This is a genomic window from Rhizobium sp. IY2, from assembly GCF_047532935.1.
In the GTDB taxonomy this organism is placed as follows: Bacteria; Pseudomonadota; Alphaproteobacteria; order Rhizobiales; family Rhizobiaceae; genus Rhizobium; species Rhizobium anhuiense.
In genome coordinates, this window is record NZ_JBLKNU010000011.1 from 191,892 (window position 1) to 209,973 (window position 18,082).

The window sequence follows — 18,082 nt, forward strand, 5'->3', positions numbered from 1 at the left end:
AAGGCGTGCTGGCATTCACTCGCACCAAGGAAGCGTCAATGGCAGAGACTGCGAACGAACTTCAATCGATCAATACGGCCTGGCAGATCGCCATTCAGGAGATCCTGCGCATGGTGATCAGAGACATGTATCACGGCGGCGGCGAAGCGTCGTTCAGGACCCATATCAAGCGTATCGAAGAAGCGGCCGTCGACAGCATCTACACGGATTTGCGGCTGCGCGGGACAGATGAATGGACGGAAGTGCTGGTCAAGGAAAGGGCGAGCAATTTCGTCACGACCCTGCTGACGTCATTTACCTATGACCGGGCCTAAATCATCCTGTGGCCGGCAATCGGCGGACGTGCCGCCGATCAACGCTTGCGTCCCCGCAGGTTTTAAAGCAACCCTAGTTCTCCTGCTGTGCGGGAGCAGCCGCGTCCAAGAGTAAGATTTGATGACCGATAGCAAAGACCAGCCGATTTCGCCGGAAGGCGTCGGCAACTTGCCCCATCTTGCCGAAGCCCTTGATGACGACCGGTTTCGACACTTTCTCGATCATGTGCCATTCGCAGTGGCTGTCTCCCAACTCAGTGGCGACGAGCTGCTGATTTACGTCAACCTCGAATTCGAACGGCTGACGGCGCTTGAGGCAATCGAGGTCCAGGGAAAACCTTGGCCGGAAATTAAACTGAACTCCACCGCTGTCTCCGGAGAGGCGTCGCTCACGGCCGCTGTGACAACTGCGGAGGATTATATTGGCGCCTTCTCGCTGGTGGCCGAACCCGACAGCACCGTCATTGTCGATGTCTGGTCGAATACGATCGTCGACGATGACGACACGCCACTCTTCCGATTGGTGGCCTTTGCTGCCCGCAATGAGGCGACGGCCGCTGAGAGCTTCAGCGAACTGCTGACGGAGAAAGATGTCCTTCTGCGGGAACTTCAGCATCGCGTGAAGAACAATCTTCAGATGATCACGGCGCTCATCCGAATGGAGGCGCGCAACGCTCAACAGAATGAGGAAAGCGAGAGGTTTGCACGGCTTGCCGGGCGGATTGAAGCCTTGGCCCTGCTCTATCGCTCGCTGTCAGACGAAGAGAAAGGCGCCACTGTCGATCTTGGCACCTATGTCAGCCAGATTGCCGCCTCGGTGATGGCGGCCCACGCGGTGGAAGGGATCCGGCTGGACATGAAGGTCGATACCTGGCCGGTTTCGGTCGATGTCGCCATGCCGGCCGGCCTCGTCATCAACGAACTCCTCACCAATACGCTGAAGCATGCCTTCGTGGGGCGTGATGGCGGCGAAATCACGCTCCGCTGTGTCGTCAGCGATACCGGGTGCAGGATCACCGTTGCTGATAACGGGGTCGGCCTTCCCCAAGATGTGACTTGGCCGCAGCCGGGAAAACTGAGCGCGATGATCGTACAGTCGCTGAAACAGAATGCCCGCGCCGAGGTTGAAGTAAGCTCGTCCCCTGGCACCGGCATGAGTGTCTCCCTCGTCTTCCCGAGAGCGGAAGCGGCCCAATAGCCACCTCGTCAATTTGCGTTAGGGGCGCCTCAACAGCGCCCCATGCCTTCGTCGATACGAGACTTACATCTTCGGCAGCAGCACCTTGTCGACGACGTGGATGACGCCGTTCGACTGTTTGACGTCGGCGATGGTCACATGGGAAACGCCGCCGTTTTCATCGGTCAGCGTGATCTTGCCCTTGCTTTCGCGGGCTTTCAGCACGCAGCCGCCGACGGTCTTGATGTCGTGCTCGCCGCCGTCATCCTTGATCATCTTGGCAACGGTCTTGGCCATCGCATCGGCGGCAACGACGTGGCAGGTCAGAACCTTGGTGAGCGTCGCCTTGTTTTCCGGCTTCAGCAGCGTTTCGACGGTACCCTTCGGCAGGGCGGCGAAAGCTTCGTTGGTCGGCGCGAAGACGGTGAAGGGACCCTTGCCCTCGAGCGTGCCGACGAGGCCGGCGGCCTTGACGGCTGCGACCAGCGTCGTGTGATCCTTGGAATTCACGGCGTTCTCGATGATGTTCTTGCTGTCGAACATTGCAGCACCGCCGACCATCGGGTTCTTGGCGGCAGCAAAGGCGACAGCCGACATGGCGGTGGCGAGCGCGAAGCCGCGCAATACGGACTTGATCATGATTTTCTCCTCACCGGACCCCATCCGCCGGCTTTATGCCTGAGCGTCGTCCGGACATTTCGAACTACGACGGTCCGCGCCGAAGAGTTTCAGACAGGAGAAAATGATTTTTACGGCCGGCGTGATTTTACGGCCGGTGCAGGGGGCCGCTTGCGATCACCGGGCCGGTCGCCTGGCCGGTCGGCGAGCCGCCGAAGGGCTCGAGGCTGACGGCGAGCGTTGCACCATCGGCGATATGGCTGCGCAGATCGGCGGGAATGACCAGTTCGCCGCTTTCGCCCGGCTGGAAGACGCCGAGCGATTTCGGCAGGCCGCTGCCGGGCACCAGCCAGAGTTCCAGCGACTTCTCTTCCGGCTTGCCGGCCGCGACCGGCACGATCTTCAGCCGGCCGCTCTGCAGCTCATAGGAGGCAAGAAGATTGATGGTGCTGTTCTGGCCCGAAAGCGACGCCACCAAAGGCGCCGGCCCCTGCGGCTGCGGCACCACGCCGGAGGCGAAGATGACGGCACTGACGGCGACGATGACGCAAGCAAAGCTCAGCGAGCGCCAGAAAACGGCGGAATTCCAGAGCCCATGCGAAAAGGATGCGGCCTTTTGGCTATCGCCGAAAAGCCGCGCCTCGATCTGCTTGAAGGTTTCCCGGTTCGGAGCAACACCTTCATACTCGTCATTGAAGGCGGAAAGATTGGTTTCCCAGCGGCTGACGATCGCCGCGAAAGGCCGATCGTGGCGCATGCGCTCTTCCACCACCCGGCGGTCCTGCAGCGACAGGACGCCAAGCACATATTCGCCGGCGAGAACCTCGTCGCGGGAGCGGTCTCCCTTGCTTTTGTCGGGCGATGTCATCGTTCCATGCACTCTCTCAGTTTCAAGAGGCTGCGCCTGAGCCAGGTCCGCATCGTGTTCAGCGGGACACCAAACTGATCGGCCAGTTCCTGATAGCTCAGCCCTTCGACATAAGCCCGTTTCACCGCGACCGCACGATCAGCTTCCAACTCTTCCATGCAGGTGTCAATCCGCCTTCCTTCATCCTTCGTCACCGTCTGCATTTCCGGGTCGGGTCCGGCATCGGCAAGATCGTAGGCACTGTCGAGTTCGTCGGCGACAGGCTTGCGCGCCCGCAGCGCATCGATCGACCGGTTGCGGGCGATTGCGGCCAGCCACGCCGACGACGAACCCGTGGCAGCCTGGAAGCTCCGAGCCCGTTGCCAGATGCTGATATAGACTTCCTGCAGGGCTTCTTCGGCTTCCGTGCGATCCTTCAAGATACGCAGGCAGACCGCAAAAAGTTTCGGTCCGGTTTGGTTGTAGAGGGCCACGAAAGCCCTGCGGTCGCCGAGTGCGACGCGGCCGATCAGGTCTGCGATCTCATCGCCTTGCATGGCGTTCCTCATCTCAAGCTTGCGTGCGCCGGGCGGCGAAGTGCTCCGGCTCCGCGCCAGATACGAAAAACTATTACCCTCTGGATTATTCCCTCTGTCAGAAACTTGCGATAAAAGGCCGCGATCAATTCTGCGGGGTTCCCATGAACGAAACCGAAAGCGAACTGCAGGCACGGCTTCTGGCCAAGGCGCTGCCCTTCATGCAGCGTTACGAGAACAAGACGATTGTCGTGAAATATGGCGGCCACGCCATGGGCAATCCCGAGCTCGGCAAGGCCTTTGCCAGCGACATCGCGCTCTTGAAGCAATCGGGCGTCAACCCGATCGTCGTTCACGGCGGCGGCCCGCAGATCGGCGCCATGCTGAACAAGATGGGCATCGAATCGAAATTCGAAGGCGGGCTTCGCGTCACCGACCAGAAGACGGTCGAGATCGTCGAGATGGTGCTCGCCGGCTCGATCAACAAGGAAATCGTCGCGCTGATCAACCAGACGGGCGAATGGGCGATCGGCCTTTGCGGCAAGGACGGCAACATGGTCTTCGCCGAAAAGGCACGCAAGACCGTGAAGGATCCGGATTCGAACATCGAGCGCGTGCTCGATCTCGGCTTCGTCGGCGAAGTGGTCGAGGTCGACCGCACGCTGCTCGATCTGCTCGCCCGCTCCGAGATGATCCCGGTCATCGCGCCGGTGGCGCCTGGCCGCGACGGCGCGACCTACAATATCAATGCCGATACCTTCGCCGGCGCCATCGCCGGCGCGCTGAACGCCACCCGGCTGCTCTTCCTGACCGATGTGCCCGGCGTGCTCGACAAGAACGGCCAGCTCATCAAGGAGCTTTCCGTCGCCGAGGCGCATGCGCTGATCGCCGACGGCACGATTTCAGGCGGCATGATCCCGAAGGTCGAGACCTGCATCGATGCGATCAAGGCCGGCGTCCAGGGTGTCGTCATCCTGAACGGCAAGACCGCGCATTCCGTGCTGCTCGAGATCTTCACCGAGCACGGCATCGGAACGCTGATCGTTCCCTGATCGAGGCTTGCGCCCTTCGCTGCGAAGGGCGCATCGTCCTGATCTCGCGACTATCGCCAGGGATATCGGCGTCAAAGCTGGCTATAGATCGCCGCCGCTTCCTGCTTCAGCTTGTCCATCATCGACCGGTAAGGTCCCGGACCATAGCTGATGCGGCCGACGCCGAGCCCAGCCAACGTTTTCACGTCAGGGGCGCCCGTCCTCATCATGACGTTGACCGGCAGCGGCGATGCCGCACAGATTTTCTCGATCAAGGCGGGATCGATCAGACCCGGCACGAAGAAGCCGCTGCCGCCGGCCGCCGCATAGGCCCTGCCGCGCTCGATCGCCTCATCCACCAGACCGGCATGTTTGGCAAGATCGCTCTCGGCAAGGAAGAGGTCGGTGCGGGCGTTGATGAAGAAAGCTATGCCTTTGGCTTCGGCCATGGCGCGAATGGCGCGGATGCGGGCCGCCTGTCTGTCGATGGGATAGAGCCCGCTGCCGGTGACCACCTGATCCTCGAAATTGATGCCGACCGCACCGACCTCCACCAGTTTTGCCACATTGGCCGCAGCCCCCTCAGGCTCGGCCGAATAGGCGCCCTCGAAATCGACCGAAAGCGGCAGGTCGATGACCGAGGTGATGGATTTCGCGGTCTCGACCAGCACCGACATCGGCAACTTCTCGCCATCGGCATAGCCATGGGCAGCAGCGACCGACCAGCTTCCCGTCGCCAGCGCCTTGGCGCCGGCATCAGCAACCGCCTTGGCCGTCCCGGCATCCCAGATATTGTAGAGAACGACCGGGTCGCCCTTCCGATGCAATGCGCCGAATGCCTTGGCCTTTTCGTTCTGGTTCATGCTGTCTCCTCCATATCAGGTACTTGATCAGGTGCCTGGTCAGCTGCTTGCGCGCTGATTTTCTGTTCATGCCGCAGCAGCCATTGCTTGCGCCATAGTCCGCCGCCATATCCCGTCAGCGATCCGTCCGCGCCGAGGATGCGATGGCATGGCACGATGATGGCGAGCTGGTTGGCGCCATTGGCACGGCCGACGGCGCGCACCACTTCCGGCCGTTCCATCTCTCTTGCGAGATCGCCATAGGCGCGCGTCTGGCCGGCAGGGATATCAATGAGCTTTGCCCAGACATGTTTTTCGAAGGCCGTGCCGCCAAGCGCCAACGGCGTCTTGAAGACCGTCAGCCGCCCCTCGAAATAGTCCCTGATCTCAGCCTCGATCTGGTCGATAACAGGCGTGCGGCCGATTGCGACCGAGGAGCGGACGCGCTTTTGCAACGCCTCGAGCTCGGTCGGCAGCGCCTTACGGTCATGAAATTCGAGGAGATGCAGGTGCGTCTTGTCGGCAACCGCGATCATCGGGCCGAGCGGCGTGTCGAACCAGTCGGCAAAAAGCAGTTCGCGGTTCTGCGACAGCGCCGGCGCCTTGCCGATGAGCCGCTGAAAAGCCGCTCGAAAACCACTTGGGGATTGATATCCCGCATCGAGCTGCGCATCGATGACACGCGCGCCGTCGGCCAGTTGCCGCGCCGCCTCGCCGAGCCTGATATAGCGGACGATATCGTGGAAGGTCATGCCGAGCGCCCGTTTGAAGGCGCGGCGCACGGTCGAGGGATCGTGACCCCGGCGCACGAGTTCATCCTCGCTCCAGCGCAGTTGCGGCGCGCGATCGAGCTCTGCCAGCAGTGCGTCGACGATCGGCTCCCTGCCCGGCTGCTCCAGCGGCCTGCAACGACGGCAGGGGCGGAAGCCGGAATGCATGCAGGCGGCGATCGTGTCGAAAAAGATGGTATTTTCCCGCTTCGGCTTGCGTGCCGGGCAGGTCAGCCGGCAGAAGATGCCCGTCGTCTTCACGCAGACATAGGCCTGGCCCTCATAATCGGCGCTGCGCGCGATCAGGGCGTCATAAAGCGTATCGTCATCGGGGCGTTCGAAAAGCATGCCGGCTTTCTAGCATCCTCGGCCGCGGCCGTCCGCCGAAAATCGGGCGTCTATTTCTTCTTGTCGATTTCCTTGGGCGAACAGCCGTGCCATAAGACCGCCATGACAAAGATCGACCGCAAACCTGATAAAGCCGATTTCGCGCACGTCACAGACTGGGTCTTCGACCTCGACAACACGCTCTATCCGCATCATGTCAATCTGTTCGCGCAGATCGACAAGAACATGACGGCCTATGTCGCGGCGCTCCTGCAGATGGAGCGGGAAGAGGCGCGCAAGCTGCAGAAGCAATATTATCTCGACCACGGCACGACGCTGCAGGGCCTGATGATCCATCACGGCATCGACCCGAACGACTTCCTCGAAAAGGCGCATGCGATCGACTATTCGGCGCTGACGCCGCAGCCGGAACTCGGCGAGGCGATCAAGGCGCTGCCGGGGCGCAAGTTCATCTTCACCAATGGCAGCGTCAGGCATGCCGAAATGACGGCGGAGGCGCTCGGCATTCTCGAGCATTTCGACGATATCTTCGACATCGTCGCCGCCGACTACGTGCCGAAGCCGGCGCAGGCGACCTACGACAAGTTCACGGCGTTGAAGCGCGTCGAAACCGGCAAGGCGGCCATGTTCGAGGATCTGCCGCGCAACCTGACGGTGCCCAAAGCGCTCGGCATGCAGACCGTGCTGCTGGTGCCGCGCAATCTCGAAGAGACGGTCGTCGAATGGTGGGAAAAGACCAGCGGCGAAGAGGATCATATCGATTTCGTCACCGACGACCTCGCCGCCTTCCTCAGCAAGATTACCGGCTGACAGCCAGTCTTTATTTGATGCATGTCGTTGTCCCAAAACCGCTGCACAGTTTTGGGCGACATGCATTGATTACGAAGTTTTCACTTAGCTTACCGATGTTTAACTGGGTCTTTCGGGGCTGCTGCCGTAGCTTCTTTCGTGAGGGGACACCTTACGAAAGGCAAACACGATGTACCGCAACAAGCTGATACTGGCAGCGCTTTCCTCCACCCTCATCTTCGGCGCAGCCGCCGGAGCAGGCTATGCCGCACCCGGTGACGGGCCGCGTCAGCATCCCGGCAGGCACGGTCCCATGCACGGTGGGGGACCTGCCGCCTTCCGCGAAATCACCTATGTCCGCATGCTCAAGCAGTTCGACACCAACAAGGACGGACAGATCTCCAAGGACGAGGCGACCGCCGGCATCGACAAGGTCTTCGCTGCGATCGACACCAATAATGACGGCTCGCTGACCCCGGGCGAAATCCAAGCGTACCAGAAAGCGCAGATGCAGGCGATGAGAGATCAGCGCAAGCAGGAGGCTGGGGAAAACAAGGATGCGAACGCCGCAGCCGAGACGGCGGACAATGACGACCAGGGACGGCCGCCTCGCGAAGGCCACGAGGGTCGCGACGGACATCGCTGGATGCGCCATGGCGGCAACATCATGCGTGCCTCGATCATGATGCACCGGGTCGACACCGATCAGAACGGCCAGATCTCCAAACAGGAAGCCGAAGCCGCCATCGACAAGCTGTTCACCCGGATGGACCGCAACAAGGACGGCGTCATCTCGATCGACGACATGCCGGACCGGCCGCTTCTGTAAGGCCGGACAAACCGATATCTTTCCCCGCTCCGGCGGGGAAAGAGTGGGAGGTTCGGCGAAACGCCGCGTCTGTTGTCCTTATTCGCGGTGTTCGTAGAAATCCTGGATGATCTTCCATGCGGCTTCGGCCGTATCGACGAAGCTGATCAGCTTGACGTCGTCGGGCGCGATCGTGCCGAATTCGGCCAAAGCATCGAAATTGATAATGCTTCGCCAGAAGGTCTCGCCGAAGAGGATCAGCGGCAGGCGCTCCATGCGGCCGGTCTGGATCAGTGTCAGGCATTCGAAGAATTCGTCGAGCGTGCCGAAGCCGCCGGGAAAGACCGCGATCGCCTTGGCGCGCACCATGAAATGCATCTTGCGGATGGCGAAATAGTGGAAGTTGAAGCTGAGCTCCGGCGTCACATAGACGTTCGGCGCCTGCTCGTGCGGCAGCACGATGTTGAGGCCGATCGACGGGGCGCCTTCGTCGGCGGCGCCGCGATTGCCGGCCTCCATCACGCCGGGGCCGCCGCCGGTGACGATGACATATTCGTGGAAATTCAAGGTGGCAGAATATTTCGAGCAGAGCCGGGCGAATTTGCGCGCCTCGTCATAATAGACGGAGGCCGCCTCCAGGTTGACGCGCTGGATATCGTTGCGGGCTGCCCAGGCGCTCTGGCCGGGGGCGGGAATGCGGGCGCCGCCGAACATAACGACGGTCGACTTGATGCCGCGTTCGGTCAGCATCATCTCCGTCTTCAGCAGCTCCAGCTGCAGGCGGATCGGCCGCAATTCCTCGCGGCAAAGGAAATCCTCGTCGACATAGGCAAGGCGGTAGGCCGGCGACATCGTCTGCGGCGTCTTCGGCACGGCTTCGGCACGCTGCCTGTCGGTCGAGCTGCTCTTCAGCGGGTCCCATACGCCATCCTTGCGCCGCGAACCGCCGTTTCGTCCCTTCGCCATATCGTAATGCCTTTCAGTATTGCCGGCCAAGAAGCCGGATATGTCGCTATAACGCCTTGAATCCAGATATGATCTTGTCGGAAAAATCATTCCGTTCTACGGGTTCATGCTGTAGAGCAGGATTGACCCCCGCCAACCGCAATTCCGGAGACTTCGCCGTCTCCACGATAAAGATCGAAGTTTAAGGAATTCTCATGAGCGCCACCGACCTCGCATCCCTCGAAAAGACCATCGAAGCCGCCTTCGACAATCGCGACAATGTGAACATGTCGACGAAGGGCGAGGTTCGCGATGCGGTCGAGACAGCACTCAATCTGCTCGATGCCGGCACGGTCCGTGTCGCGACGCGCGGTGCCGACGGCGCCTGGACGGTCAATCAGTGGCTGAAGAAGGCCGTGCTCTTGTCCTTCCGCCTCAACGACATGGAAGTGGTCAAGGGCGGCTCGGGCAATTCCACCTGGTGGGACAAGGTTCCTTCGAAATTCGAAGGCTGGGGCGAGAATCATTTCCGCGCCGCCGGCTTCCGCGCCGTGCCGAACTGCGTCGTGCGCCGCTCGGCCTATATCGCCCCGAATGCGATCCTGATGCCCTCCTTCGTCAATCTCGGCGCCTATGTCGGCGAAGGCACGATGGTCGACACCTGGGCGACGGTCGGTTCCTGCGCGCAGATCGGCAAGCATGTGCATCTCTCCGGCGGCGTCGGCATCGGCGGCGTCCTGGAACCGATGCAGGCCGGCCCGACGATCATCGAGGACAATTGCTTCATCGGCGCCCGTTCGGAAGTGGTCGAAGGCTGCATCATCCGCGAAGGCTCGGTGCTCGGCATGGGTGTCTATATCGGCAAGTCGACCAAGATCGTCGATCGCGCCACCGGCGAGGTGACCTACGGCGAAGTGCCGCCCTATTCCGTCGTCGTCGCCGGCTCGATGCCGTCAGGCAATGCGACGATGGGCAACGGCAAGCCGGCGCCGCATCTCTACTGCGCCGTCATCGTCAAGCGCGTCGATGAACAGACCCGCTCGAAGACCGGCATCAACGAGCTGCTCAGAGATTGATGACACCGGGACATTGATCCGGTAAACAGACGGCGTCTTTTTACGCGAGGCAGCCCTGCCTTGCCATGTCTTTGCCATTCCCGCCGGATAGTTCGACCGCCATGACCGCTACCGATCCCGTCGCCAATCTCCAGACGCTGATTCGCTGCCCTTCCGTGACGCCCGCCGAAGGCGGCGCGCTCACGGCGCTGGAGGCTATGCTTGCGCCGCTCGGCTTTGCCGTCGACAAGGTGAAGGCGAGCGAAGAGGGAACAGCCGATATCGAAAACCTCTATGCCCGCCTCGGCAAGGACGGCCCGCATCTGATGTTTGCCGGCCATACCGATGTCGTGCCGGTCGGCGACGAAGCCGCCTGGACGCATCCGCCCTTTGCCGCCGAGATTTCGAAAGGCGAGCTTTTCGGCCGCGGCGCCGTCGACATGAAGGGCGGCATCGCCTGTTTCGTCGCCGCCGTCGCCCGTCATATCGAGAAAAACGGGCCGCCGGCCGGCTCGATCTCCTTCCTGATCACCGGCGACGAAGAAGGGCCGGCGATCAACGGCACGGTCAAGCTGCTGCAATGGGCCGCCGAACGCGGCGAGCGCTGGGATGCCTGCCTGGTCGGCGAGCCGACCAATCCGGACAGGCTCGGCGACATGATCAAGATCGGCCGGCGCGGCTCGCTGTCGGGCAAGATCACCGTGCATGGCGTCCAGGGCCATGCCGCCTATCCGCATCTTGCCGACAATCCGGTGCGCGGCATGCTGCAGCTGACGCAGGCACTGATGGATCCGGCCTTCGATGGCGGCACCGACGACTTCCAGCCGTCGAACCTCGAGGTGACCACGGTCGATGTCGGCAATCCGGCGACCAACGTCATTCCCGCCAAGGCGTCGGCGAGCTTCAATATCCGCTTCAACGACAGCTGGACGGTCGAGACGCTGCGGGCCGAAATCCTGCGCCGGCTGGAAGCCGCCGCCGGGGACGGGGCGCTGCGACCGGGCCGCCAACCGGTGAAATACGACATCGTCTGGGCCGACCGGCCGAGCCATGTCTTCCTGACGCGCAACAATGCGCTGATCGCCTCGCTGTCCTCGGCCGTCGAAAGCGTTGCCTGCCAGTCGCCGAAGCTTTCGACCACCGGCGGCACATCGGATGCGCGCTTCATCAAGGATTATTGCCCGGTCGTCGAATTCGGCCTCGTCGGCCAGACGATGCACATGGTCGACGAGCGCGTCGCGGTCGCCGATCTGGAGATGCTGACGGCGATCTACGAGACCTTCATCGCCCGCTGGTTCGCCAATGCCGGGCTTTAGAGAAGTTCAATATTATCTGGCCGGCCTCTGGCTGCTGATCCGGCTGGATCCGTGCGGCTTCCGCTACCTCGACATGTCCGAGCGCGGCGTCAACCGCTCGTTCTGGGCAATAGCCTGGTGCCTGCCGCCGATGGGGATTTCCTGGCTCTGGTGGCGGCAGGCCTTCCTGCGGTCGATGCCGCCGGAAACCGATGTCGATGTTGCCTTCTATCTCAGGCTCGGCCTCGTCGAGATCGCCAACTGGTTCGTGCCATTGGTCTTTGCCGGGCTGCTCTTGCTTGCTTTCCGCATGGGCGAGCGTTTTGCCCCCGTCGTCGTCAGCGTCAACTGGCTCGGCGTGCCGCTCTCCTACATCAACGGGCTGCTGCTGGCGATGGTGGTCTTCCTGCCCGGCTCCGTCGGCCTCGTCTCGCTGCTGCTGCTGGCCTTCATGCTGGCGCAGGTCTTCGCACTGGCGCGCATTCTGCGGATGATCTGCCACGGTCACGCGCTGATGGTCGGGGCGATGACGCTGGTGCTGCTGGTGCCATCGATGATCCTTTCGGAATATCTTCAGCACTTCCTCGGCATCTATCCCGCCTGATCAGGCCTACGAAAGATCGGCATCATCATCGGTATCGCTGACCTGCCGGCGGCGGTCGATGATGACGCCGGGATAATCCACCTGCATGAAATAGAGCCCGTCGGGCGGCGCCACCGGGCCGCAGGCCTTGCGATCACGCGCCTGAAGCGCCGCCTCGACATCGTCGGGCGTCCATTTGCCTTCGCCGGCAAGCTTCAGCGTGCCGGCGAAGGAACGGATCTGGTTGTGGAGGAAACTCTGCGCCGTGGCGCGGATCTCGATCAATTCGCCATTGCGGGTCACATCCAGCCGGTCGAGCGTGCGCACCGGGCTGTTTGCCTGGCAATGGGCCGAGCGGAAGGTGGAGAAATCGTGCCGGCCGACCAGCCTCTGAGCGGCGGTATGCATGACCTCGTGGTCGAGCCCCTTCGGCACCCACCAGACCTTGCCGGCGTCGAGCGCCAGCGGCGCCCGGCGGCTGACGATGCGGTAGAGATAATGGCGCCGCAGCGCCGAGAACCGAGCATCGAAGAATTCGGGAACCGCCTCGACGTCGAGAATGGAGACGCGCTCGCCGGCCAGCCGCAGATGCGCGTTCAAGGCATTCTGCAGCTTGTAGGGCGACCAGTCCTTCGAAAGATCGGCATGGATGACCTGGCCCATCGCATGGACGCCGGAATCGGTGCGGCCGGCGCCGCGCACCGACACCGTCTCGCCGGTCAGCGACAGCACCGCCGCCTCGATCGCGCCCTGCACCGAGGGACCATTTTCCTGGCGTTGCCAGCCGACATAGGGGCCGCCGTCATATTCGACGGTCATGCGGAAACGCGGCATCAGCTAAGCCTCGTGCCGGCCGCAAGCGGCGTGCCTCTCAAGAAATCGGCCGCGGCCAGCGGCTTGCCGCCGGCCTTCTGCAGCCTGGTCAGCCGCACCGCGCCCGAACCGCAGGCGACGACGAGATCGTCCGTCAGCAATTCGCCTGATGCGCCTTGCCCTTCGGCCAGCTCGGAGGCCAGCACCTTCACCCGCTCCGGCTTGCCGCCGATCGCAAGCTCGAACCAGGCGCCCGGAAACGTCGCCAGGCCGCGGATATGATTGTGCACGTCCCTGGCGTTTCTGGCGAAATCGATGCGGGTCTCGGCCTTGTCGATCTTGGCGGCATAGAGCACGCCCTCTTCCGGCTGCGGCGTCAGCGGCAGTTCGTTCATCTCGAGTTTCACCATGGCTTCCGCCATCGCCTTGGCGCCCACGAGCATCAGCCGGTCGTGCAGCTCGCCAGCCGTCATGTTCGGGCCGATCTCGACTTCGCGGGTCAGCGCCACGGCGCCGGTATCGAGACCCTTGTCCATCTTCATCACCATCATGCCGGTCTTTGCATCGCCCGCCATGATCGCCCGCTGGATGGGTGCAGCACCCCGCCAGCGCGGCAGCAGCGAGGCATGGCCGTTGTAGCAGCCATCCCTCGTGCCGTTCAGAATCGCCTCCGGCAGCAACAATCCGTAGGCAACGACAACGCCGACATCGGCATTGAGGGCGCGAAACCTCTCGCGCTCCTCTGGGTCCTTGAAATTGACCGGGGTGAAAACCGGCAGACCGAGCAATTCGGCTGCCTGATGCACCGGCGATTTCTGCAGATCGAGCCCGCGCCGCCCGCCCGGCCGCGGCGGCTGGGTATAGACCGCAACGATCCGGTGGCCGGCATCGACGAGCAGGCGCAGGGTCGGAACCGAGAACTCGGGGGTTCCCATGAAGATGATGCGAAGAGACATTCTATCTCGCCAACTGAGGATCAGCCGTCTTCAAACGGGTTTACGAGCTTGAGATCAAGCCCCTCGAAATCTTTGACATTGCGGGTGGCGAGCGTCGCACCGTTGGCAAGGCAGATAGCGGCGATCATGGCGTCCTGGACCGAAATCGGCCGCCCGATGCTTTCGCGTTTCGCCCGCAAGCGACCAGTCACTATAGCCGTTTCCAAATCCCAGCCAACGATGCGGTCACGAAATTGGCCTTTTACCAAATTCTGGATAGCCCGGAAGAAGCGGTCCGATCCGGTCTTCAAGAAAACCCTTTCGGCTCCATAAATCTGCTCCATCAAGCCGACCGTGCAAAACCAGATTCGCGAGCTATCCTGCCGCAATATCCAAGCCTTCACCTTTTCACTTGGATATGGCCTGGCGAACTCGGAAACCACATTGGTATCGAGAACGATCATTCGAAATCCTCGAACGGCCGGCCGAAATCCTTTTTCCGCGCGGCCTCGATTTCGTCCATGATTGCAGCAAATTCATCGTCCACTGCGTTTTCGCTGACAAAAGCGGCGCGTATTGCTTCATAGGCCGACAAAGTCTCGGGCTTTGCTTCGTTTTTCCTTTTCAGCGCTTCCCGCAAAAGTTCCTTGGCCTCGTCAGAAAGGCTGTTTCCGCTCCGCTGCGCCGATTCCGCAATGTCTCGCTTCATCGCCTCGGAAATATTCCTGATCAGAAAATCACCCATGCGGCGCCTCCATCATGATATCACTGATATCATAGTGCTTTGCCGATAAGTTTTCAACGTGCTGCTCAGAGCGCCTTGGACTTCGCCGCCTTGGTGAACTTCTTGATGACCATCTCCCGCTTCAGACGTGAGATGTGATCGATGAAGAGCACGCCGTTCAGGTGGTCGATCTCGTGCTGCAGGCAGGTGGCGAGCAGGCCATCGGCTTCGACCGTCTGTTCCTTGCCGTTGCGGTCGAGATATTTGACCGAGACGACGGCCGGGCGCTCGACCTCGGCATAATAATCCGGAATCGACAGGCAGCCTTCCTCATAGACGGAGCGCTCCTCGGACGATGTGACGATCTCCGGATTGATGAAGACCTGCGGCTGCTTTTCCTCGCCCTCGCGCGAGACGTCGATGACGAGCATGCGGCGCGGCACGCCGATCTGGACTGCGGCAAGGCCGATGCCCGGTGCGTCATACATGGTTTCCAGCATGTCGTCGGCGAGACGCTGCAGGTCGGCATCCACCCGCTCGATCGGCTTGGACAGCTGGCGGAGAATAGGATCGGGAAGAATGATGAGTGGCTTGATGGTCATGGCGTTCCCATAACCCATCTTTTCCGACTATGGAATTATCCGGCAGGCGGGGAATACGCTTTTTTCCATCCCCGCCTGGAATTTTGCCATATTCTCCTCAGGCCGCCCGGCGGGCAGCGAGGGCGGAATGACCCTCCGGCCGGGCGCGGAAGCGCCGCAGCAGCTCGATCAGCTTCTCCACCTCGTCCTTGAGGCGGCGGGTTTCGGCTGAGGAGTGCTCGACCATGTCCGAATTCTGCTGGGTGATCGCCCCCATGTTGCGGACCGCCACGCTGACCTCGTTGACGCCGGTCGCCTGATCGCGGGCGGCGGCGGCGATATCGGCGACGAAACGGTTGATGATGTCGATACGACTGATCATGTCGTTCAGCGCCTCGCCGGTGCTGGAGACGATGCCGACGCCCTGATTGACCTGGGTCGAGCTCTGCGAGATCAGGTTCTTGACCTCCTTGGCCGCATCCGCCGTGCGCTGGGCGAGCTGGCGGACCTCCTGGGCGACGACGGCAAAACCCTTGCCGGCATCACCGGCACGGGCTGCCTCGACACCGGCGTTCAGTGCCAGGAGGTTGGTCTGGAAGGCGATCTCGTCGATGACGCCGATGATCTTGGAGATCCCGGTCGAGGATTTCTCGATGCCGGCCATCGCCGAAACGGCGCTGGTGACGAGCTCACCGGAATTCTTCGCCTTCTCTTGCGTCTCGCGTACGGCGGCCGAAGCCTTCTCGGCATTGGCGGCCGTCTGGCCGACGCTGACGGAAAGCTGCTGCAGCGCCGCCGAGCTCTCCTCGACACCGGCCGCCTGCTGGGCGGTGCGCAGCGCCAGATCGTTGGTCGCATTGGCAATGACGTCGGCGCCGCTCATGATATGGCCCGAGGTCTCGCGCACGGAGGCGAAGGACTGGCTTAGCGCCCTGACGGCGCGGTTGTAATCCTCGGCCATCTGCCTGAAATTGCCCGGCAGGTCGGACGGCAGGGTGGCTTCGAGATCGCCGCGCGACAGCGCTTCCAGGCCGCGGCGCAGCTGTTCCAGCGCGACTGCCTGGTCGGATTCGGCGCGGGCGCGCTCCTCTTCCAGGGCCTGGCGCTTGGCTTCGAGCGTCTCGAGATAGACCGAGATGGAATAATCCATGTCGAGCATGCCGGCCTTGATGACGGCCGACAGCTTCTCGGCCAGCTGCTTGCCTTGCCGGCGCGCGAAGACCGACGGCCACTGTTTCTCCATGATGCCCTTGACGAGTTCGGACATGACGATGGCGTAACCGCCGATATACCAGCGCGGCTCCAGCCCGATGCGGGCATGCGTCCGGCCGACCGCCGTGACCCCGTCGACATAGCTCTCGTCGAACGCACCGCCGGCAAGATTGGCCCAATGATCCTGCTGGCGCTTCTTGGCATGGCCGACATGGTTCTTATCGGCGAAAAAGCCTGCGACCGCAGGGGTCCTGGCGATCTTGGCGTAGAATTTATCGAGGGCGCCGCCGATCAGTTCCGATATGACGGGGCGCAGATCCCGCATCGACCTGCGCGCCGCCTCATCCAGTTCGATGAAATCGAGGCGCTGCCTGAGGGCACTGTCGGTCTGCTGGGATGTCATGGAGGGTCTCTGTACTTGGCGCGAGGCGCGGGAAGGAATTTCTGCGCCACAGGTTTTGGCGAATATGGTTGAGCAATCGTTAAATCGGGCGGCGATTTCTTCTTCATCAGCTGGGAAGAGCAGCAGCCTGTGAAGATCGTAAGGGCCGGCAATTCTGTTCACGTTTTGATCTATATATTGCCGTGTCTTCTGTTATGCTCGCGGTATGACCGTCCATTCCGAATCGCTCGCCCTTTCCCTTGCCTCGATCAGTCCGGCCATGCTGACGCTTGGCGGCGGGGTTCTCGCCGCCCTCGTCCTGCTGGTGATCGTGCTTCTGCTGCGCGGCGCCAACCTTCGCCGCGAACAGGCAGAGGAGGCGAGCTTCCGCGCCGGGGAAAACGAAGCGCGCATGGCCGAGCTTTTGAAGATCCAGGCGGAGATGCAGGGCCGCATCGCGGCGATGACCGAGGTCTTCGGCGCGCGGCAGAGCGAACTCAACCAGACGATCAGCCAACGCCTCGACGGCATGTCGCAGCGCGTCAGCTCGACGATCACCGAACAGACGAAATCGACGCATGAGAACCTGCGGCGGCTGCAGGAGCGGCTGGCGGTCATCGATGCGGCGCAGAACAATATCCAGAGCCTCGCCAAGGATGTCGTCGGGCTGCAGGCCATTCTGTCCAACAAGCAGACGCGCGGCGCCTTCGGGCAGTCGAGGATGGAAACGATCGTCGCCGACGGCCTGCCGATGGGCGCCTACACCTTCCAGCAGACGCTCTCCAACGGCTCACGGCCGGACTGCACGATCCGCATGCCGAACGACGCGCCGCCGCTTGTCATCGACGCGAAATTTCCGCTCGAAGCCTGGAACGCGATCCGCGACGCCGGCAGCCCCGAGGCCGGCAAGATCGCCGGCCAGCAGTTCCGCCGCGACATGGAGATCCATATCCGGGACATTTCCGAGAAATATCTGATCCAGGGCGAAACCCAGGATACGGCCTTTCTCTTCGTGCCCTCGGAATCGATCTTCGCCGAGATCCACGAGCACTTCGAGGCCGTGGTGCAGAAGGCGCACCGGGCGCGCATCGTCATTGTCTCGCCGTCGCTGCTGATGCTGTCGATCCAGGTCATCCAGGCCGTTCTCAAGGACCAGCGCATGCGGGCGCAGGCGCATCTGATCCAGGGCGAGGTGGCGATACTGATGGACGATCTCGGCCGGCTCGACGAGCGGGTGCGCAAGCTGCAGGGCCATTTCGCCATGGCGCAGAAGGATATCGACATGGTGGTCACGTCAGCCGACAAGCTCACCAAGCGCGGCGCCAGGATCGAAGCGCTGGAATTCGAGGCGGGCGGCGGCGAGGCAAAGCCTGCCCGCGACAGCGAAGCCGCGGCCAAATCGGTGGAAAGCCGCACCGGTCTTCTGAAGCTCCGGGTGGTTGACGAGGAGTGACCGCTTCGGGCAGTGTCTCGCCCG

21 protein-coding genes are annotated in these 18,082 nt (G+C 62.1%); 9 read left to right on the forward strand and 12 right to left on the reverse strand.

The window, feature by feature from the left end:
- Window positions 1-38 precede the first annotated feature (38 nt).
- Together ACMUVN_RS27400 and ACMUVN_RS27405 are read left to right on the forward strand one after the other, a co-directional pair.
- Entirely contained in the window at window positions 39-314 is a 276-nt protein-coding gene (locus ACMUVN_RS27400; protein ID WP_024323874.1) for a hypothetical protein, read from the forward strand.
- A gap of 121 nt (window positions 315-435) precedes the next feature.
- Window positions 436-1,512: a sensor histidine kinase gene (locus ACMUVN_RS27405; RefSeq protein WP_047617141.1), complete on the forward strand. Its 1,077-nt coding sequence runs from the start codon at window positions 436-438 to the stop codon at window positions 1,510-1,512.
- 63 nt (window positions 1,513-1,575) lie between these two features.
- Here ACMUVN_RS27405 and ACMUVN_RS27410 read toward each other — a convergent pair whose 3' ends face one another.
- The 3 genes from ACMUVN_RS27410 to ACMUVN_RS27420 all read right to left on the reverse strand — a co-directional run bounded on the left by ACMUVN_RS27410 (window position 1,576) and on the right by ACMUVN_RS27420 (window position 3,513).
- Entirely contained in the window at window positions 1,576-2,130 is a 555-nt protein-coding gene (locus ACMUVN_RS27410) for a fasciclin domain-containing protein (protein ID WP_028755461.1), read from the reverse strand.
- A 127-nt stretch (window positions 2,131-2,257) separates the two neighbouring features.
- On the reverse strand, window positions 2,258-2,977 hold the full coding sequence (locus ACMUVN_RS27415; protein ID WP_028755462.1) for an anti-sigma factor domain-containing protein: 720 nt from the start codon (window positions 2,975-2,977) through the stop codon (window positions 2,258-2,260).
- Window positions 2,974-3,513 carry a sigma-70 family RNA polymerase sigma factor gene (locus ACMUVN_RS27420; protein ID WP_025554809.1) on the reverse strand — a complete coding sequence of 180 codons (540 nt, stop codon included), beginning with the start codon at window positions 3,511-3,513 and terminating at the stop codon, window positions 2,974-2,976. The genes ACMUVN_RS27415 and ACMUVN_RS27420 overlap by 4 nt, the downstream gene beginning before the upstream one ends.
- Window positions 3,514-3,656: 143 nt before the next feature.
- Here ACMUVN_RS27420 and argB point away from each other — a divergent pair, with 143 nt between their 5' ends.
- Window positions 3,657-4,544: an acetylglutamate kinase gene (argB, locus tag ACMUVN_RS27425; protein WP_025554810.1), complete on the forward strand. Its 888-nt coding sequence runs from the start codon at window positions 3,657-3,659 to the stop codon at window positions 4,542-4,544.
- Window positions 4,545-4,615: 71 nt separating this feature from the next.
- Here the strand turns inward: argB and ACMUVN_RS27430 are convergent, their stop codons facing one another.
- Both ACMUVN_RS27430 and ACMUVN_RS27435 read right to left on the reverse strand, forming a co-directional pair.
- Entirely contained in the window at window positions 4,616-5,386 is a 771-nt protein-coding gene (locus ACMUVN_RS27430; RefSeq protein ID WP_414815719.1) for an isocitrate lyase/PEP mutase family protein, read from the reverse strand.
- Complete coding sequence (locus ACMUVN_RS27435; RefSeq protein ID WP_414815720.1) at window positions 5,383-6,483, reverse strand: bifunctional transcriptional activator/DNA repair enzyme AdaA; 1,101 nt, start codon at window positions 6,481-6,483, stop codon at window positions 5,383-5,385. The genes ACMUVN_RS27430 and ACMUVN_RS27435 overlap by 4 nt, the downstream gene beginning before the upstream one ends.
- A 102-nt stretch (window positions 6,484-6,585) precedes the next feature.
- Between ACMUVN_RS27435 and ACMUVN_RS27440 the strand changes: the two genes are divergently transcribed.
- Entirely contained in the window at window positions 6,586-7,293 is a 708-nt protein-coding gene (locus ACMUVN_RS27440; RefSeq protein WP_028755463.1) for a pyrimidine 5'-nucleotidase, read from the forward strand.
- Window positions 7,294-7,462: 169 nt separating this feature from the next.
- Entirely contained in the window at window positions 7,463-8,101 is a 639-nt protein-coding gene (locus tag ACMUVN_RS27445; RefSeq protein ID WP_025554967.1) for an EF-hand domain-containing protein, read from the forward strand.
- Window positions 8,102-8,179: 78 nt separating this feature from the next.
- Here the strand turns inward: ACMUVN_RS27445 and ACMUVN_RS27450 are convergent, their stop codons facing one another.
- On the reverse strand, window positions 8,180-9,046 hold the full coding sequence (locus ACMUVN_RS27450; protein ID WP_025603433.1) for an LOG family protein: 867 nt from the start codon (window positions 9,044-9,046) through the stop codon (window positions 8,180-8,182).
- Between the two features lie 194 nt (window positions 9,047-9,240).
- Between ACMUVN_RS27450 and dapD the strand changes: the two genes are divergently transcribed.
- The 3 genes from dapD to ACMUVN_RS27465 all read left to right on the forward strand — a co-directional run bounded on the left by dapD (window position 9,241) and on the right by ACMUVN_RS27465 (window position 11,979).
- A complete protein-coding gene (dapD, locus tag ACMUVN_RS27455; protein WP_048338222.1) occupies window positions 9,241-10,101 on the forward strand; it encodes a 2,3,4,5-tetrahydropyridine-2,6-dicarboxylate N-succinyltransferase in 861 nt (286 codons plus the stop codon).
- Window positions 10,102-10,202: 101 nt separating this feature from the next.
- Window positions 10,203-11,396 carry a succinyl-diaminopimelate desuccinylase gene (gene dapE / locus ACMUVN_RS27460; protein ID WP_183903709.1) on the forward strand — a complete coding sequence of 398 codons (1,194 nt, stop codon included), beginning with the start codon at window positions 10,203-10,205 and terminating at the stop codon, window positions 11,394-11,396.
- Entirely contained in the window at window positions 11,383-11,979 is a 597-nt protein-coding gene (locus tag ACMUVN_RS27465; protein ID WP_414815721.1) for a hypothetical protein, read from the forward strand. The genes dapE and ACMUVN_RS27465 overlap by 14 nt, the downstream gene beginning before the upstream one ends.
- Before the next feature lie 6 nt (window positions 11,980-11,985).
- On the opposite strand, the gene truA is transcribed toward ACMUVN_RS27465, so the two are convergent.
- The 6 genes from truA to ACMUVN_RS27495 all read right to left on the reverse strand — a co-directional run bounded on the left by truA (window position 11,986) and on the right by ACMUVN_RS27495 (window position 16,626).
- Window positions 11,986-12,792: a tRNA pseudouridine(38-40) synthase TruA gene (gene truA / locus ACMUVN_RS27470; protein ID WP_414815722.1), complete on the reverse strand. Its 807-nt coding sequence runs from the start codon at window positions 12,790-12,792 to the stop codon at window positions 11,986-11,988.
- Complete coding sequence (fmt, locus tag ACMUVN_RS27475; RefSeq protein WP_414815723.1) at window positions 12,792-13,727, reverse strand: methionyl-tRNA formyltransferase; 936 nt, start codon at window positions 13,725-13,727, stop codon at window positions 12,792-12,794. The genes truA and fmt overlap by 1 nt, the downstream gene beginning before the upstream one ends.
- Window positions 13,728-13,747: 20 nt before the next feature.
- Window positions 13,748-14,170, reverse strand: coding sequence for a type II toxin-antitoxin system VapC family toxin (locus ACMUVN_RS27480; protein ID WP_047617160.1), 423 nt, complete (start codon window positions 14,168-14,170; stop codon window positions 13,748-13,750).
- The gene (locus ACMUVN_RS27485) at window positions 14,167-14,451 is read right to left on the reverse strand and encodes a FitA-like ribbon-helix-helix domain-containing protein (protein WP_025554648.1); all 285 of its coding nucleotides are present in this window, start codon (window positions 14,449-14,451) and stop codon (window positions 14,167-14,169) included. The genes ACMUVN_RS27480 and ACMUVN_RS27485 overlap by 4 nt, the downstream gene beginning before the upstream one ends.
- Before the next feature lie 65 nt (window positions 14,452-14,516).
- Window positions 14,517-15,032, reverse strand: a complete 516-nt coding sequence (gene def, locus ACMUVN_RS27490; protein ID WP_414815724.1) for a peptide deformylase — start codon at window positions 15,030-15,032, stop codon at window positions 14,517-14,519.
- A gap of 97 nt (window positions 15,033-15,129) precedes the next feature.
- Window positions 15,130-16,626, reverse strand: coding sequence for a methyl-accepting chemotaxis protein (locus ACMUVN_RS27495; protein ID WP_414815725.1), 1,497 nt, complete (start codon window positions 16,624-16,626; stop codon window positions 15,130-15,132).
- A 205-nt stretch (window positions 16,627-16,831) separates the two neighbouring features.
- Between ACMUVN_RS27495 and ACMUVN_RS27500 the strand changes: the two genes are divergently transcribed.
- The gene (locus tag ACMUVN_RS27500) at window positions 16,832-18,058 is read left to right on the forward strand and encodes a DNA recombination protein RmuC (RefSeq protein ID WP_414815726.1); all 1,227 of its coding nucleotides are present in this window, start codon (window positions 16,832-16,834) and stop codon (window positions 18,056-18,058) included.
- Window positions 18,059-18,082: the final 24 nt, after the last annotated feature.